10 protein-coding genes and 2 pseudogenes are annotated in these 16,460 nt (G+C 65.3%); 7 read left to right on the plus strand and 5 right to left on the minus strand.

Going from position 1 to position 16,460, the window contains the following annotated elements; translation table 11 throughout:
- Positions 1-49: 49 nt before the first annotated feature.
- Together AP428_RS27615 and AP428_RS27620 are read right to left on the minus strand one after the other, a co-directional pair.
- Positions 50-394, minus strand: a pseudogene (locus AP428_RS27615) (transposase); the annotation flags it as partial.
- Between the two features lie 824 nt (positions 395-1,218).
- Positions 1,219-2,091, minus strand: a complete 873-nt coding sequence (locus AP428_RS27620) for a slipin family protein (RefSeq protein ID WP_011548844.1) — start codon at positions 2,089-2,091, stop codon at positions 1,219-1,221.
- A gap of 327 nt (positions 2,092-2,418) precedes the next feature.
- Here AP428_RS27620 and AP428_RS27625 point away from each other — a divergent pair, with 327 nt between their 5' ends.
- The 3 genes from AP428_RS27625 to AP428_RS27635 all read left to right on the plus strand — a co-directional run bounded on the left by AP428_RS27625 (position 2,419) and on the right by AP428_RS27635 (position 11,942).
- Positions 2,419-2,871 (plus strand): type II toxin-antitoxin system HicB family antitoxin, encoded by a 453-nt coding sequence (locus AP428_RS27625; protein ID WP_011548845.1) that lies wholly within the window; start codon positions 2,419-2,421, stop codon positions 2,869-2,871.
- A gap of 62 nt (positions 2,872-2,933) precedes the next feature.
- Positions 2,934-11,561 carry a GH36-type glycosyl hydrolase domain-containing protein gene (locus tag AP428_RS27630; protein WP_050809581.1) on the plus strand — a complete coding sequence of 2,876 codons (8,628 nt, stop codon included), beginning with the start codon at positions 2,934-2,936 and terminating at the stop codon, positions 11,559-11,561.
- 162 nt (positions 11,562-11,723) lie between these two features.
- Positions 11,724-11,942 (plus strand): glycine zipper 2TM domain-containing protein, encoded by a 219-nt coding sequence (locus tag AP428_RS27635; protein ID WP_041489507.1) that lies wholly within the window; start codon positions 11,724-11,726, stop codon positions 11,940-11,942.
- Between the two features lie 123 nt (positions 11,943-12,065).
- On the opposite strand, the gene AP428_RS37280 is transcribed toward AP428_RS27635, so the two are convergent.
- A complete protein-coding gene (locus tag AP428_RS37280) occupies positions 12,066-13,088 on the minus strand; it encodes a helix-turn-helix domain-containing protein (RefSeq protein ID WP_011548848.1) in 1,023 nt (340 codons plus the stop codon).
- A gap of 179 nt (positions 13,089-13,267) precedes the next feature.
- On the opposite strand from AP428_RS37280, the gene AP428_RS36925 reads away from it, so the two are divergent.
- The 4 genes and pseudogenes from AP428_RS36925 to AP428_RS27660 form a co-directional block, all read left to right on the plus strand.
- Positions 13,268-13,609: a hypothetical protein gene (locus tag AP428_RS36925; RefSeq protein WP_153259979.1), complete on the plus strand. Its 342-nt coding sequence runs from the start codon at positions 13,268-13,270 to the stop codon at positions 13,607-13,609.
- 189 nt (positions 13,610-13,798) lie between these two features.
- Positions 13,799-14,170 (plus strand): hypothetical protein, encoded by a 372-nt coding sequence (locus AP428_RS36930; protein ID WP_127479540.1) that lies wholly within the window; start codon positions 13,799-13,801, stop codon positions 14,168-14,170.
- Complete coding sequence (locus AP428_RS27655; RefSeq protein ID WP_226292227.1) at positions 14,167-14,484, plus strand: hypothetical protein; 318 nt, start codon at positions 14,167-14,169, stop codon at positions 14,482-14,484. The genes AP428_RS36930 and AP428_RS27655 overlap by 4 nt, the downstream gene beginning before the upstream one ends.
- Positions 14,485-14,759: 275 nt before the next feature.
- A pseudogene (locus AP428_RS27660) lies at positions 14,760-15,072 on the plus strand (transposase); the annotation flags it as partial.
- Positions 15,073-15,246: 174 nt separating this feature from the next.
- Here the strand turns inward: AP428_RS27660 and AP428_RS27665 are convergent.
- The gene (locus tag AP428_RS27665; protein WP_006413539.1) at positions 15,247-15,450 is read right to left on the minus strand and encodes a hypothetical protein; all 204 of its coding nucleotides are present in this window, start codon (positions 15,448-15,450) and stop codon (positions 15,247-15,249) included.
- 140 nt (positions 15,451-15,590) lie between these two features.
- Complete coding sequence (locus AP428_RS27670) at positions 15,591-16,310, minus strand: Crp/Fnr family transcriptional regulator (protein WP_011548853.1); 720 nt, start codon at positions 16,308-16,310, stop codon at positions 15,591-15,593.
- Positions 16,311-16,460 lie beyond the last annotated feature (150 nt).

Here is a 16,460-nt window from a genome sequence, read left to right on the forward strand (position 1 = left end):
CGCCTCGCGTGCGTCTGCCAAGAGCGTACCAATTGGGGTAGGACTATTATGAGACTGGGTCCCGCAATGCCGCGAAGGCGGACAGGAACAAGGCGCGCTTGAATACCTTGTTGCCGTGTCTGGATGGATGCTCACCGCGGATGGATGAGCCAGAGCGTCGGGTGGCCGGGGCAAGACCAGCGTAGGCCGCCAGATGAGCGGCCGAGGCGAAGGCTTTGTGGGCAACTTCGGTCAGGAGTCTGGCGGCGGTCCTGACGCCGACTCCCGGCATGCTGGTCAGGACCAGCCAAAGAGGGTGAGCAATCACCAGTCGTTCAACCTCGGCAGCGACTTCGTCGCGTTGCTGACGCAAGGCTGCAAGCTGCTGGGTCAAACGGGGCATGACGATGGTGGCGCCAGCACGTGATCACATGGCGGCCATTCGCCTCAATAGCATACGAGAGATGGCGCGAGATAAGGCTGGGCTCGCGAAGCAGCACCGCAACGTAATCGCACGCACCGATGAGATTGAACCGTGGGAGTACTCCGCGCGGCGTAGGTGGTTTGCGCCAGCTATGCCAGAGGATCTGGCAACTCATGTGCATTAGCCGGGACTTGCTTTGACTGCTAACCTTGATCTCCATGCAATTTTCCGGTTAGAGCGATCTGGACTGCATGCGGGGTTGCGCCCCGCCACCTCTAAACATCTGTTTAAAATCAAATGGTTGCTGTCTGGATGTCAAGCCAGCGGGTTTCAGACATACCATCAAACCAACGAGTAACAAGAAATGAAGGCGCGGAAAAGGGCGCGTGGGTCGCCCGCAAGGTGATACACCGTCATCGCGACGCTTGTCGGCTCGGTTGCCGACGCGAACGAGGCGAATTTCGTAGCAACAGTCGCCTGGCGCGTCGACGGCATCGTCTCGGTGACGAACCAGTTGCAATTCGACGATCAGCCTTTGTGAGGTGAACGCGGCCACTATCTCCTTGCAACGATACGTTCATGGCGATCATCAATCGATGCTAGGTGAAGATCCACGGCCGACCTCGAATGAGAGGGGGACCCACCCCTGCCGCGACCAACCCCGCGTTGTAATGTGATGAAGCAATTTCCGCCTCCTGCCCACGGTGGAGTATTCGCAACAGTCTCGTCATCAAATCGTGTGGGGTACACCCCGTTCTAGCAATGTCCGGGCGATCTGCGCAAGGCGTCGCGGGGGAGCGAATACGAGCTAGCGATCACGCTGCTGTCTTGAGCGCAGGCACCGGCGCGGCGCCCGCCGCGTCATACCCGGCAATCGCAAGCGCGAGCACGGGATTCAGGCTGTCAACCATCGCACTGGGGATCAGGATCGTCGCGCCGCGTTCCTTCGTCGTTTCGTAGATGATGTTCATCGCTCGCAACTGAAGCGCACCTGGATGATTTTCGTAGACCTGCGCCGCTTCGACGAACTTGGTCGCGATCTCGGCCTCCGCCGAGCCGAGGATCACCCGTGCCTGCTTTTCGCGCTCGGCTTGCGCCTGGCGCGACATCGAATCCTGCAGCGCGACTGGGATCGCAACATCGCGGGTCTCGACCGAGCGGACGGTCACGCCCCAATCCACGGTCTTTCTGCCGATCTCGTCGCGCAGGTGCATGTCGGCCGCCTTGCGATCCGACAACAAGGCAGCCAGCATCGATGCCCCGATCATTTCCCGCAGCGAGGTTTGCGCAACGCGGTCGATTGCCTGCCGGTAGTCGGTGATGGCGAGCGCGGCTTTCTGCGCGTCATGGACGTGCCAGAAAATCACGGCGTCGACGTTGACGGGCACGGTGTCCTTGGTCAGCGCTTGTTCGGCGTTGAAGGCGGTGGTTTGAATGCGTTCGTCGATGATCGCGACAACATTGTCCAGGATTGGAATGATCATGAAAAAACCGGCACCCTTGACGCTTTGCAGCTTGCCAATCCGCAGGATCACGAACTTCTCCCAGACGTTGGCGACCCGCACGGACAGTGCGATCAGGACCGCGACGATGAAAAGGGGGGCCGCAAGATACAGGTGGCCCCACGCGCCGATGGCGAATGCCGCGAGGACGAACGCGGCAGATAACACGAGTGTGATGGGATTCATGGTGACGCTCCGTTTCGGTGACGACAACCTGGCGCATGAGCGATGAGGCGCACTGCATCTCGGGTCGTCTTGGGCGTTCTGGCAACAGGGGCAGAAGCCCTGATGCGAGCGTGCGCCCTATCGCCATGCCGATCGGTACGGTGCCGTACCTCGATCGCGCGCGCTGCGCTTGCGTGACCGGATAGCGAAATATCGGGCGATCCGGTGTGTGAACGACGTGCAGCGCACCACGAAACGCTTCCCGGAGACTGTTCTTCAGCGTACCGACTCGACGAGCCTGCGCGATGCACGATGACGTTCGTCACGTTCTTCAGCCGGGAGCGGTTAATGAAATATCCGATCTACATCACGCAGCATGGGCAGCCCCGCTATCGCGGCGCGCTTCCGGATTTCCCCGAGGTCGGCGTGGAGGGCGACTCGTATGGCGAGCTGCAAGCGGCCGCCGAGCAACGGGTCATGGCCCGCTACGACCGCTCCGCGCGTCTCGTTCCGCCACCGACCACGGACATGTCGGTATTGCAGGCGTCGGAAGTTGATGCCGGGGACGGGATCTGGCGGTTCATCGATCTGGACCTGAGCCGGATGACGTCGAATTCGGTGCGCATCGAGCTGTGCTTGCCAAAGCGCATCGTGCACGACATCGATCGGACGGCGAACGCGCTGCATACGACTCGCGATGCCTTCGTGTCGCTGGCGTGCGAGAACGCAGCCGTCCGATCCGCGCAGCACGGAGCGTTGCGGTGCGAACCCATCGCGAAATCGCTGTCGGAAGCGGCCTGACGGCCCGGGTGTGCCGGGCATGAAGCCGCTGCGGATGGTGCGGCGATGGGGGAGGAAGCGCCTTGAAGATTCACGTTGCGCGTGTGTCGCGACGCCGGACATCGCCATGGAGCAATGCCCGGCCGATTCGCGAGGAGTTCTTCGGCGAGGAGCGACTGGCGCAGCATGCGGGCAGCCTGGCTCGCGCGCAGAAGGTGCTGCCCGGTGTGGCAGCGGGCCCGTCGCTCGCCACGCGGCTGAAGGACAACGCGGATCATCTGCTGAAGGCCTACCAGAACACGGCGGCCGCAGACGCACGCGGCGAAGAAATCACGCCTGCGGCAGAGTGGTTGCTCGACAACTACTATCTTGTCGCGGAACAGGTGCGGCAGATCCGGGATGATCTCTCCCCGCGTTATTACCGGCAACTGCCCAAACTCGGCAACGGCCCGTTCGCCGGTTATCCGCGCGTGTTCGAGATCAACTGGGCCTTCGTCGCCCATACCGACAGCCGTTTCGATCCCGATGCGCTATGTCGTTTCATGCTTGCCTATCAGGCCGTGGAACCGTTGACGATCGGCGAACTGTGGGCGGTGGCGATCACGCTGCGGATCGTGCTGATCGAGAACCTGCGACGGCTCGCGGATCAGATCATCGACGACCGGCGCGCGAGACTCGACGCCGACGCGCTCGCGGATCGCCTGCTCGGCGAGGGCGGCCAGGCGCGGGTCGCGGCGGAGCCGCTCGTCGCCAATTACGAGCAGGCCGTATTGCACGATGCGTTCGCGGTGCAGCTGATTCAGCGGCTGCACGATCCCAATCCGGCCGTCGCGCCGGCACTGGCGTGGCTGCATCGGCACCTGGCGGCGCGCGGCGCGACGCCGGACCAAATTGTCGCGTCCGTCAACCATCAGCAGGGCGCCGCCAGCCTGACCGTGCGCAACGTGATCACCAGCATGCGGCTGATTTCGGAGGTGGACTGGACCGATCTGTTCGAGCGCGTCAGCCTGGTCGATCAGGTACTGCGCAGCCACCCAGGCTTCGCGGAGATGGATTTCCCCACGCGCAACCTGTATCGCGACGCGGTTGAAGCGCTGGCCCGCGGCGCACCCGTCAGCGAGCTCGAGATTGCCCGCCGCGTCGTCGCCGATGCGGCGGCGCAGGGTGCAGGCTGCGGGCCGGCCGCCGAGACGGATCCCGGTTACTACCTGCTGGCGAACGGCCGCGCCGCGCTCGAAGCGGAGATCGGCTATCGGCCGCCCGTCGCGTTGTGGCTGCGGCGCCTGACACGCCACGCCGGTCTCGGCGGTTATCTCGGCCGGATCGGGCTGATCGTCGCGCTGCTGCTGGCGGGCATGCTGGCGTGGCTCACGCGTGTCGAACCGCCCGGTCACTGGCTGATCTGGCTCGGCGTCGCCGGCCTGCTACCCGCGCTGGATGCCGCGGTCGCGCTCGTCAATCGCGGCGTGATGCGCGATGTCGGCGCGAAGATCCTGCCCGGCCTCGCATTGCTCGACGGCATTCCGCCGGACCTGCGCACGATGGTCGCCGTGCCGGTGCTGCTGACAACGGAAGCTGTGCTCGGCGAGCAGATCGAGCAACTGGAAATTCATCATCTGGCGAGCCCCAACGGCGCGCTTTACTTCGCTTTGCTCTCCGACTGGATGGACGCGTCCACGCCGCACGCCGACAGCGACGACAGGTTGCTGGCATCCGCGACGGAGGGCATCGACCGGTTGAATCGCCTTTATCCGGCTGCGCCGGGCGAAGGCGAGCGCTTCCTGCTGCTGCACCGCAAGCGCGTATGGAACGACGGCGAACGGTGCTGGATGGGCTGGGAGCGCAAGCGCGGCAAGCTGCACGAGCTGAATCGATTGCTGCGCGGCGCATCGGACACGACGTTCATCGCGGCGGCCGGCCGGACGCCGCACGTGCCGCCGGACGTGCGCTACGTGATCACGCTCGATGCCGATACGCGGTTGCTGCGCGATACCGTGCGCCGCCTGGTCGGCAAGATGGCGCATCCGCTCAACCGGCCGGTATTCGATTCGGCGAGCCGGCGCATCGTCGGCGGCTACGGCGTCCTTCAGCCGCGCGTCACGTCCTCGCTCGCGAGCGGCGACGAGGGTTCGCTGTTCCAGCGCGTGTCGTCGAGCGCGCACGGCATCGATCCTTACGTGTCAGCCGTATCGGATGTCTATCAGGATCTGTTCGACGAAGGATCCTATGCGGGCAAGGGCATCTACGACGTCGACGCGTTCGAGGCGGTGCTCGCCGGTCGCGTGCCGGAGAACGCGGTGCTCAGTCACGATCTGTTCGAAGGTATTTTCGCGCGGGCCGGACTGGCGTCGGATATCGAGGTTGTCGAAGCGTCGCCGTCCCGCTACGACGTCGCCGCGAGCCGCCTGCACCGATGGGCGCGCGGCGACTGGCAGCTCCTGCCCTGGTTGCTGTTCGGCCACGAACCGTTGACGGCGGTCGGCCGCTGGAAGATGCTGGACAACCTGCGCCGCACACTCACGGCGCCCGCCATGCTGGTCGCGCTACTGGCCGGATGGATGCTGCCGCTCCCCGTATCGCTCGCCTGGAGCGCCTTCGTGCTGGTGACGATCGCGCTGCCGTTCCTGTTGCCTGTATTGAGCGGGCTGGTGCCGCGCTGGCGGCGCACGCACGTGAAGATGACCACGCGCAGCGTGCTCCATGCATGGTCGATGGAGTTGCGGTTCGCGTTGACGCGGTTCGGCCTGTCGATCGTCATGTTGCCGCAGCAGGCGTGGTCGATGGGCGACGCGATCGCGCGTACGCTGTTTCGTGTGGCGATCAGCCGTCGCCATCTGCTCGAATGGACCACGGCGGCCGCAGCGGGTGCGCGCGACCGGCGGACCCTCGCGCCCACCTATCTGCAAATGCGCGGCGGCGTGACGCTCGCGCTGCTTGTCGCGGCTGCCAGTCTGATGGCGGGCTGGCGCTTCGATCGTCATACGGGCTGGCTGGCCGTGCCGTTCGTACTCGTCTGGCTTGCCGCGCCGGCGATCGCGTATTGGCTGAGCCGCGCACCACGGTCGGCGGGCGAGCTGCCGGTGGCCCCGCACGATGCGCGTCAACTGCGGCGCGACGCGCGCCGGACCTGGCGTTATTTCGAGACGTTCGTGACGGCGGACGATCAGATGCTGCCGCTGGACAATTTCCAGGAGGACCCGAAGCCCGTCGTCGCGCACCGGACTTCGCCCACCAACATCGGGCTATACCTGCTGTCTGCCGTCAGCGCCCGCGAGTTTGGCTGGCTCGGTACGCTGGACGCGGTGTCGCGGCTGGAGGCGACCGTCGCGACGATGCGACTGATGTCACGCTATCGCGGCCACTTTTATAACTGGTACGACACGCGCGACCTGCGGCCCCTCGAGCCGAAGTACGTGTCGTCGGTCGACAGCGGCAATCTTGCCGGCCACCTGATCGCCCTCGGCAACGGTTGCCGGGCCTGGGCGAATCAGCCCGCCGGTGTGGGGTGGCAGGCCGCGTACGAAGGGATCGGTGACACGCTCGCGCTGTTGCGCAAGGCCGTGTGCCGCGATGGCGATGCCCGGACGACCTTGCACGGCGAATTCGAGCAGGCCGCGACCGAGCTGGATGAGACGCTCGCCGCGCCGGCCCGGGAAGTCGGCGCCCCGGACGGCCCCGCAGCGCCGGAATGGTCCGAGATCACGATCCTCACCGCGACGGTCGCCGATGTCGCGCGCGCGCTGACGGACGAGGTCGGCGGGGTGCGGGGCGGCGACGTCGACGACGTGCTGTTTTGGGCGCAGGCGCTGGAGCACGCGGTGCAAGGGCATTGCCGCGACGCGACGCGCACGCCGGACGAAGCGGACGTGCTGAACAAGCGCCTGCATACGCTGGCCGATACCGCGTTGCAGATAGCCTATGCGATGGAGTTCGGCTTTCTGCTCGACCCGGTGCGCAATCTGCTGTCGATTGGTTACGCGGTGGGCGACGGGCGGCTCGATCCGGGCAACTACGATCTGCTGGCATCGGAGGCGCGCCTCGCGAGTTTCGTCGCGATCGCGAAGGGTGATGTCCCGGCGCGACACTGGTTCCGGCTCGGCCGCCTGGCGACGCCGATCGGGCACGGCGCGGCGCTGATCTCGTGGTCGGGATCGATGTTCGAATACCTGATGCCGTCGCTCGTGATGCGCGCGCCGGACAGCAGCCTGCTCGCGCGCACCAATCAGCTGGTGGTGCGTCGCCAGATCGCCTACGGCGACGGGCTGCGCCTGCCGTGGGGCATGTCCGAATCGGCGTACAACACACGCGACATCGAGCTAACCTATCAGTATTCGAGCTTCGGCGTGCCGGAGTTGGGGCTCAAGCGCGATCTCGACCAGAACCTGGTGGTCGCGCCCTATGCGACCGCGCTCGCGGCGATGGTCGCGCCGAACGCCGCCGCGCGCAACTTTGAGCGGTTGCGTGCAGCCGGCGCGTGCGGGCGCTTCGGCTTCTACGAAGCGCTCGACTACACGCCCGCGCGCGTGCCGGAAGGCATGCCAGTTGCGATCGTGCGGGCATTCATGGCGCATCACCAGGGCATGTCGATCGTGTCGATCGCCAATGCACTGCTGGGCGGGCGCATTCGCGCCTTCTTCCATGGCGAGCCGGCCGTGCGCGCCACCGAGTTGCTGTTGCAGGAACGGGTGCCGGGCCGGGTCGCGGCAGGGCGGCCGCGGGTCGACGCCAGACCCGCCGGCAGGATGCATGGCGTCGACGCCGGCGTTGCACGGCGCCTGCTGTCGGCGGACGATCCCGCGCCCGTCACGCATCTGCTGTCCAACGGCCGCTACGCCGTGATGCTCACGGCCGCGGGCTCCGGCTACAGCCGCCGCGACGATCTGGCCGTCACGCGCTGGCGGGAAGACGCGACGCGCGACGATTGGGGTAGCTATCTGTATCTGCGCGACGCCGAGAGCGGCGAGGTCTGGTCGGCCACGTGGCAGCCCACCGGCGTGGTGCCGGACAGCTACGAAGTGACGTTCACCGAAGATCGCGCCGAGTTCGTGCGTCGCGACGGCACCTTGACGACGTCGCTTGAGGTGGTGGTATCCGCCGAGGACGATGCGGAAGTGCGGCGGGTGTCGGTGGCCAATACCGGCTCCCGGCCACGCGTGATCGAATTCACGTCCTACGCGGAAATCGTGCTCGCTCCGCCCGCCGCCGATCATGCCCATCCCGCATTCTCGAAACTGTTCATCGAAACCGAGTACGTGCCGGCGTCCGGCGCGATTCTGGCGACGCGGCGCAAGCGCGCGCCGAACGAGGCGGAAGTTTGGGCCGCGCATCTGGCCGTGACCTCCGGCGAAACCGTCGGCGCGGAAGAATTCGACACCGATCGATTGCGCGTCATCGGACGCGGGCGCAGCGTTCGCCTGCCGCTTGCGCTGACCGAACAGCGTGCGCTGGGCGCTTGCGAAGGCTCGGTACTGGACGCGGCGTTCACGCTGCGGCAGCGGCTGCGCATCGAGCCGGGCGCGAAGGCGAGCATCGTCTATTGGACCATCGTCGCGGATTCGCGCGCGCAGCTGCTCGACCTGGTCGACAAGCATCGCGACGGCGAATCGTTCGCGCGGGCGGCAATGCTCGCGTGGACCCAGGCGCAGGTGCAACTGCGGCATAGCGCGGTGAGCCTCGACGAGGCCGCGTTGTTCCAGCAACTGGCCGGATACATGCTCTACAGCGATGCGTCGATGCGGCCGGGGTCCGCCGCGCTGCTGCGCCATGCAGCGGCGGTGTCGGCGGCGGGCGGCGTGGGCGCGTCGCCGCTATGGACGCATGGCGTATCGGGCGATCTGCCGATCCTGCTGGTGCGGATCGACGACATCGAGCACATCGCGATGGTGCGGCAGCTGATCCGCGCGCACGAGTACTGGCGGATGAAGCGGCTCGAGGTCGATCTGGTCATCATCAACGAGCGCGCGGCGTCGTACGTGCAGGATTTGCAGGCGGCGCTCGAGGGGCTGGTGCGGACCCGGCAGCCGCCGGACGAAGCCGGGCGCGGCAGTATTTTCGTGCTGCGCGACGACCTGATGGCGGCGGCGGCGCGCGCGCTGTTTCCGTCGGTCGCGCGCGCCGTGCTCGCCGCGCGCAACGGCCGGCTGGTGGACCAGTTGCGCCGCCTCGCGGGTTCACCGCCGCCCGCCCGCGCGGATGCCGCACGTGCGCCGCTGCCGCCGCCGACGATTGCGCGGCCGAAGGGCGCGCAGGCCGGCGCCGGTCTCGAATACTTCAACGGCATCGGCGGTTTCGCGCGCGGCGGCCGCGAATACGTGGTGACCCTGCAGCCCGGTCAATGCACGCCGATGCCGTGGGTCAACGTCGTCGCGAATCCGTCATGCGGCTTCCTGACCTCGGCGGAAGGGGGCGGCCATACCTGGGTGACGAACAGCCGCGAGCATCCGCTGACGCCGTGGTCGAACGACCCGGTCACCGATCCGCCCGGCGAGGCGTTCTATGTCCGCGACGACGAGACCGGCATGCGCTGGGGGCCGCAGGCGAACCCGATCGGCGACGATGCGCCGGGCGCGACCGCGTTCGTCGCGAGTCATGGCCAGGGCTACAGCCGGTTTGCGCATACCGCCGCAGAGGTCGCCGTCGAATTGCTGCAGTTCGTGCCGCTGGCCGATCCCGTCAAGATTTCGCGCCTGAGCTTGCGCAACCTGTCGGACCGGCCCCGCCGGCTGTCCGTCGCAACCTATGCGGAGTGGGCGCTGGGTGCGTCGCGCAGCGTCGCGGCGCCGCACACCGCGAGCGAGATCGATCAGCCGACCGGAGCGCTGTTTGCCCGCAACGACTGGAGTCAGGTGTATCGCGGCAGGGTGGCGTTCGCCGATTTATGCGGCCTGCAAACCGCCTGGAGCGCGGACCGGCGCGAGTTCATCGGCCGCAATGGCGTGCTGGGCGATCCCGCCGGTTTTCCGGGCAGCGTCGGTGCGCCGCCGCTGTCGGGCCGGGTCGGCGCCGGGCTCGATCCGTGTGCCGCGTTGCAGACCACGGTCGATCTCGAACCCGGCGGTGTCGTCGAAATCGTCTTGCTGCTCGGCGAAGGCGCCGATGCGGCGGCGGCGCGACAGTTGGTCGAGCATTACCGTCAGGCGGATCTCGATGCGATATTCGCCGCCGTGACGGCGTTCTGGGACGAGACGCTCGGCGCGCTCCAGGTCGAGACGCCGGACCGCGCGATGGATCTGATGCTGAACCGCTGGCTGCTGTACCAGACGCTGTCGTGCCGGATCTGGGCGCGTGCGGGCTTTTACCAGGCCAGCGGCGCGTACGGTTTTCGCGACCAGCTGCAGGACGGCATGGCGCTTGCGGCCGCCCGCCCGGCCCTGACGCGCGAGCATCTGCTGCGGGCGGCGGCGCGCCAGTTCCCGGAGGGCGACATGCAGCACTGGTGGCTGCCCGAAAGCGGCAGCGGCGTACGTACGCGGATCTCCGACGACCGCGTCTGGCTCGCCCATGCGGTCGCGCACTACGTCGACGTCAGCGGCGACCGGGCGATTCTCGATGCGTCGATCCCGTTCATCGACGGGCGGCCGCTGGCCGCCGACGAGCAGGATGCGTTCTTCGTCCCGCGCATCTCGGAAACGAGCGCGTCGCTGTTCGAGCATTGCGTGCGCGGGTTGGAGTCCAGCCTCACGCATGTCGGCGAGCACGGCCTGCCGCTGATCGGCACGGGCGACTGGAACGACGGCATGAACCGCGTCGGCGAAGCCGGGCGGGGCGAAAGCGTGTGGCTCGGGTGGTTCCTGCACGCGACGCTCGCGGCGTTTGCGCCGCTCGCCGCGGCGCGCGGCGCGGGCGATCTGGCGGCGCGCTGGCTGACGCGCGCCGACGCGTTGCGCGACGCGCTCGCCGATGCGGGATGGGATGGCGAGTGGTATCGGCGCGGCTACTTCGACGACGGTACGCCGCTCGGCTCGGCCGACAACGCCGAATGTTCGATCGACGCGATCGCGCAGTCGTGGAGCGTGCTGTCGGGCGCGGCGGACCCGGCGCGCGCCGCGCAGGCGATGGACGCGCTGGACGCGCGGCTGATCCGCCGCGACGATGGCCTGGCGCTGCTGTTCGCGCCGCCGTTCGATCGTTCGTCGGTCGATCCCGGCTATATCAAGGGTTATCCGCCCGGCATCCGGGAAAACGGCGGCCAGTACACGCATGCGGCCACGTGGTCGGTGCTTGCGTTCGCGCAAATGGGGGACGGCGATCGCGCCGCGAAGCTGTTCGCGCTGCTCAATCCGGTCAATCGCAGCCGCACGCGCAGCGGGGCGAATCGCTATCGGGTCGAGCCGTACGTGGTCGCGGCCGACGTATATTCCGTCGCGCCGCATGTCGGCCGCGGCGGCTGGACGTGGTACACCGGCTCGGCCGGCTGGCTCTATCGCGCGGGCGTCGAAGGCGTGCTCGGTCTGCGCAGGCATGGCGACATTCTGTCCATTCAACCGTGCATCCCGCTGTCCTGGCCGGGCTTTAGGGCCACGCTGCGTCACGGCGCGTCGCACTACGACATCGTCGTCGAGAATCCGGGCGGCGCCAGCGGCGGCGTGTCCCGCCTCGTGGTCGATGGCGTGCGGCTCGCCGCCGGCGAAGCGGCGGTGCGGCTCGTGGACGACGGTCGCCGCCACAGCGTGGTCGTGACGCTGGGGGCGGCGCAAGCGGTGTTTCAGTGACGCGGCAGATCGGCATCCGCGCCGGTACGTTAGCGGACCGACTGCGCGCGATCGACCGGCCATCATGAACCGATGTCCCGAATTTCATCGAGATGTCAGCGCATGGGCCTCCGTACGCCGTGCCGGATCAGACGGCGCCGCGGCACCCCAAAGGAGATGATCATGAGAAAGCTAGATTCCGTGGCACTCGAGATGGCGATAGTCACCATGACGATTGTCGTGCTGGCAGGTTGCGGTGGGATGTCTCACCGTGGAACGGACACCGTGATCGGGGCGGGTGTCGGCGGCGTCGCCGGCGCGGTACTGACGGGCGGCAGTGCATTGGGCACGGTGGGCGGCGCGGCCGTCGGCGGGGTGGTCGGCAATCAGGTCGGGAAATAGATCGGGCGTTTTCGGAAGACCCGGTACATGGGCAATTGGGACAGCATGGACATCGACTGGCTGAGAAACGTGTTCGGCAGGCATCCGTGTTATGTCGATGGCGGGACGCAGCCCAGGCAGTACCTACTTTTGCGACAGCAGCCGGTCGCTTTCCCTCTTGACTACCATGTAGCATTCGCACACGCGCCGCTCGAGGGCGCTGCGATCGACGACTTCAATCAATCCGCGCGAATAACGGATGATGCCTTCTTCCTGAAGCCGTTTTGCGGTTTCCGTCACGCTGGCTCTGCGCACGCCGAGCATGTCGGCAATCAGTTCCTGCGTCATCCGCACGTTGCGCGAATCCAGCCGGTCAAGGCTCAGCAGCAGCCAACGGCAGAATTGCTGCGCGATCGAGTGATGGCGATTGCACACGGCCGTCTGCGCCATCTGGGTGATGAGCGCCTGCGTGTAGCGCAGAAACACGCGCTGCAATGCACCGCCGCGCGCGAATTCCTCTTTCACGATCTGTCCGCTCAGGCGGAACGCTTCGCCCGCGCTCTGGACGATGGCCCGGTTCGGCATCGTTTCACCGCCCATGAACAGCGCGACGCCAAGCAGCCCGTCGCGTCCGACCACGGCAATTTCCGCGGACGAACCGTTTTCCATCACGTACAGCATCGAAATGATCGCCGTCGTCGGCAGGTAGACGTGGCTCAGGTGATCGCCCGGTTCATACACCACATGCCCGAGCGGCAGCGCGACCCACGACAGATGGGGCTCGATGCGCTTGCGCTCGTCCATGGGCAATTCGCCGAGAAGATTGTTCGCTACTACGGGCGAGTCGGCCGCGTCGTCCCGCTCTGCGGGCACGACGCCTACTCCCGATCGGATTCGGTCGATGCGCGCAAGAAGCTTTGCATGCTGTGCTGCCTGTGTTTCCCGGTTTTTCTCGGGCAGCAAGCTCGACAGCGACGTACGCAACGTGTCGTGACCCAGTGCATCGAGGATCTTGATCTTGGTCAGGATGCCGAGATCGCTTTTGCCGGTGCGCCATGCCGAGATTTGCGCGCGCGTAAGCCCCAGGCTGTCGGCCAGTTGCGCATCGCTGCCGAACTGCCCCTCGCGCTTCAGTTCGTCGAACAGCTTGCTCCAATCAAATCGCATCGATCGATAGTTAAGTTTGGTGTCAAATTGATTTGACACCACGCCTGGTCGATGAAAAAATACGATGAGCGTTGGTATGTCAAATCCTAGAGACACTTATAGCATAGGCGCCTTCCGTCGTGAAACAGCGTCCGTGCTTCGGGCATTCACGCCGCGCTCGTGCGTTTCACGAGATCCGCATGAGTGATCGCCCGTCTTACATCCGTCTTCCTCCTTCGTTGTCCGACAGTGTTCTCGCCGTTGTGCCACCTTCCGTGGGCGATGACGAATTTGCCGCTCACCAGATCGAATTCATCCAGCGCGTTTTCAGTTATAGCGCTTATCTGCGCGAGCATGCGCGTGAGACGCCCGTCTCCGATTCCTTCCTCATTGCATTCGTTAGCCTGCTCGAGGCGATCGATGCAAATGCCCCCGAGGATGCTCGCCGATGCGCGCGGCAACTGCAGCAAATTCTCCGGATGCTCGTTGATGAGCCCGACGGCAGCCCACCTGAACCGGCTGCACCGCCCGCAATCTGTTGACCGGCTATTCCACGCCGCGCGGCCGCGTGCTGCGCTCGGCGGCAAATCCCGGGCACGGTAGCGGACAGAAGAATTGTTCGCACGATACTAGACTGCTCAAGCACTCAGACGGATCGATCGGCATACCGATTGATGATGATTAAGCCATCCATCGAAGGGTGGCTAAGCGATTGCTGGGGGAGCGGCGACATGAATATCGAAGCACTGGCTGCCCGACTGGCGCAGACGTTCGGTCCGCAGAGTCTGGCCGGACTGGCGCTCGCCGAATTGAAGCGCTGTCGGGCGAATGGCGAGCGTGCGGCCCTCATTCTGGAAAAGGGCACATTTGCCGTTGTGCACGACAGACTCAATCCCGACGATTTGCCCACTACCGTCAGGAAGCCAGCATTCGATTGCAGGGATCGCGTGGATGGCGGTAGCGGCAGACGCCTGCGATACCTCGCGCATTCGAACGGTTACGTCATCGTGTGCTGGACCGAGGGCACGCCTTTCGTTGTAAACGAACGGCACTGGCTTGTGATGAGGGTCTGCTCGCATCGCCATCGGATGTCGCCGGCGTGATCCCCGACCAGGCCGTGCTGCCGCTCGTCGCCACGAAAAGCCGCATCCTCGCCGGCGCGAGCCTCGCGACGTTCGACGCGGAAATCGTGGCGGGGCTTTCGATCGAGACCGTCCGCCTGTGGGCGTCGCTTCCCCGCATGCAGATCGCCGTCCGGAATGACTCCGGGGTTCCCTATCGCATGATCGCCGTCGAATCGATGCGCCAGTGGCACTGCTTGATCCAGTGGTTCCAGGAGAACCGGTTCGCGGATGAACTTTCCGGCCGTTGCTTTTCCAGAAACAAATTCGACGCCATCTTCCGCAAGTTAGTGTGACCGGCGCGTCTAGCGGGCAGGGCATCCGTACGATGCCGCCTTCAATCGAACTTGAAAAGGCAATCTTTCTCGATCACTTTACCGCCCTTCATCAAGATGCTTCGCGGAAAATCGTGGAGGGCTTGAGGGCGATTGCGTAATCTGACGCCTGACCTTAAAGGGAGCGGGAAAGATAATTACTCGACCCTAGGCACTTCAGGCGCCGGGTTGCTGGGCGAGTTATTGGTTAAAGCGTGGGGAATGGCCGATCCGATTGGCCGGTGAGTGCTGTGGGTTGGGGGGGGATGGATGGCTCGCGCGACACGTTTCGAACCTGCATCGAACAGTTGCCTGAAGGCATCGCCGCGCGCATCGAAACGGTCACCATCGACATGACTACGGCCTATGAGCTGGGGATCAAGGCACAGTGCCCGCAAGCAGAAATCATCATTGATCTGTATCGCGTCGCGGCAAAGTTCTACCGCAAGCCGGCCTGGGCGAAAAAGGCTTGGGAGGCAATGATTCGAACAGGCTCGGGAAAGCGGGATGGCCGCCCTGCAAAAGTTCGCCGGACGTTTGCAGGGCTACTGGCATGGAATCGTGACCCGAACGGAACAGCGCGGATCAAGGCCATTGCCGAATTCTTGATCCGCCTGTGCCAGTAGGCCCGATGCCGGAACGTCGGCGACGTAGCCTGCGGGACGCGCGCACGACAACGCGGAGCGCGAATGTCATGCTCCGCCTGTGTCGGGAGCAACGCCGTATCATGATCACAGTGCGTGCTCAATTCGGCGGATAGGCCATACCCCAGCGCTTTCTCGAATCGGCGATCCGTTGCTTCGCGGTCCGCAATCGTTCTTGCTCGGTCGGGCACGTATGCGTCGGCACTTCGGGCGCGGCGGGCATACCGTCGTCCGTTGCATTGTCCTGCTCGTATTTACGGCGTTGCTGCCCGACAGCGTCGTCTTTCTGCTTGCGGTCGTTCATCTGCCTGCTCCCGTGAATTCGCCTTGCGCGGGCGTATCGGCATCGACGACGCACGCGTGTCGAATACAGGATGACCGGGCCGGACGAAGAAGTCGGTACGATGCCGCGCAGTGTCGGCCAGCGCCGTTGCTGACGGATTCCTAGAGCCGCTTCAGGTCAGGAAGCAGGCGATCGAATTCGCGTTTGACCACGCTGTAGCATTCGCACACACGCTTTTCGAGCCCGGGTCGGTCCAGCACCTCGATATGGCCGTAGTTGTAGCGGATGAGGCCAGCGTCCTGCAGTTTCAATGCCGCTTCCGTCACGCCCGACCTGCGCACGCCCAGCATGTTGGCGATCAGCTCCTGCGTCATGCGCAACTGGTTCGATGGCAGACGGTCGAGGCTGAGCAGCAGCCAGCGACACAGCTGCTGATCGATCGAGTGATGACGGTTGCATACCGCGGTCTGCGCCATCTGCGTGATGAGCGCCTGCGTATAGCGCAACAACAGACGCTGCATCGAGTTGCCGCGCCGGAATTCTTCTTTCAGGACGCTCGCGTCGAGCCGGTAGGCCTGCCCAGCGCTTTGCACGACGGCGCGACTCGGCGTTGTTTCACCACCCATGAACAGCGACACGCCGATCATGCCCTCATGCCCGACGATCGCGATTTCCGCAGACGAGCCATCCTCCATCACGTACAGCAGCGACACGATCGTCGTGGTCGGAAAATAGACGTGATGAAGCTGGCCGCCCGATTCGTACAGCACTTTCCCGAGCGGCATGTCGACGATCGTCAGGTTCGGGATGATGCGTGCAAGCTCGTTCTCCGGCAGTGCGGCAAGCAGGTGATTTTCAGTGATGGGGGGGATGTCTGGCATGCGTGGTTCCTAGGCTCGCATCTGGCGCGATGGCGTTGTCTGGTCGCTTCGAGCGCAGCGGGGAGTGAGCGGGATTCACTATCGTATCTCGTCGTTCGCAGCTTGACGGTACGGTAGCTGAAAATAAGCCCGATTTCCTGACGAGCCAGG

The organism is Burkholderia sp. E168m22 (assembly GCF_001319805.1).
Lineage (GTDB): Bacteria > Pseudomonadota > Gammaproteobacteria > Burkholderiales > Burkholderiaceae > Burkholderia > Burkholderia orbicola.

Bases quoted from the DNA above. Each gene is read 5' to 3' on its own strand.
- AP428_RS27620 (WP_011548844.1), bottom strand. From the start codon at position 2,091: ATGAATCCCATCACACTCGTGTTATCTGCCGCGTTCGTCCTCGCGGCA.
- AP428_RS27670 (WP_011548853.1), bottom strand. From the start codon at position 16,310: ATGCCAGACATCCCCCCCATCACTGAAAATCACCTGCTTGCCGCACTG.
- AP428_RS27665 (WP_006413539.1), bottom strand. From the start codon at position 15,450: ATGAACGACCGCAAGCAGAAAGACGACGCTGTCGGGCAGCAACGCCGT.
- AP428_RS27635 (WP_041489507.1), top strand. From the start codon at position 11,724: ATGAGAAAGCTAGATTCCGTGGCACTCGAGATGGCGATAGTCACCATG.
- AP428_RS37280 (WP_011548848.1), bottom strand. From the start codon at position 13,088: ATGCGATTTGATTGGAGCAAGCTGTTCGACGAACTGAAGCGCGAGGGG.
- AP428_RS36930 (WP_127479540.1), top strand. From the start codon at position 13,799: ATGAATATCGAAGCACTGGCTGCCCGACTGGCGCAGACGTTCGGTCCG.
- AP428_RS27625 (WP_011548845.1), top strand. From the start codon at position 2,419: ATGAAATATCCGATCTACATCACGCAGCATGGGCAGCCCCGCTATCGC.
- AP428_RS36925 (WP_153259979.1), top strand. From the start codon at position 13,268: ATGAGTGATCGCCCGTCTTACATCCGTCTTCCTCCTTCGTTGTCCGAC.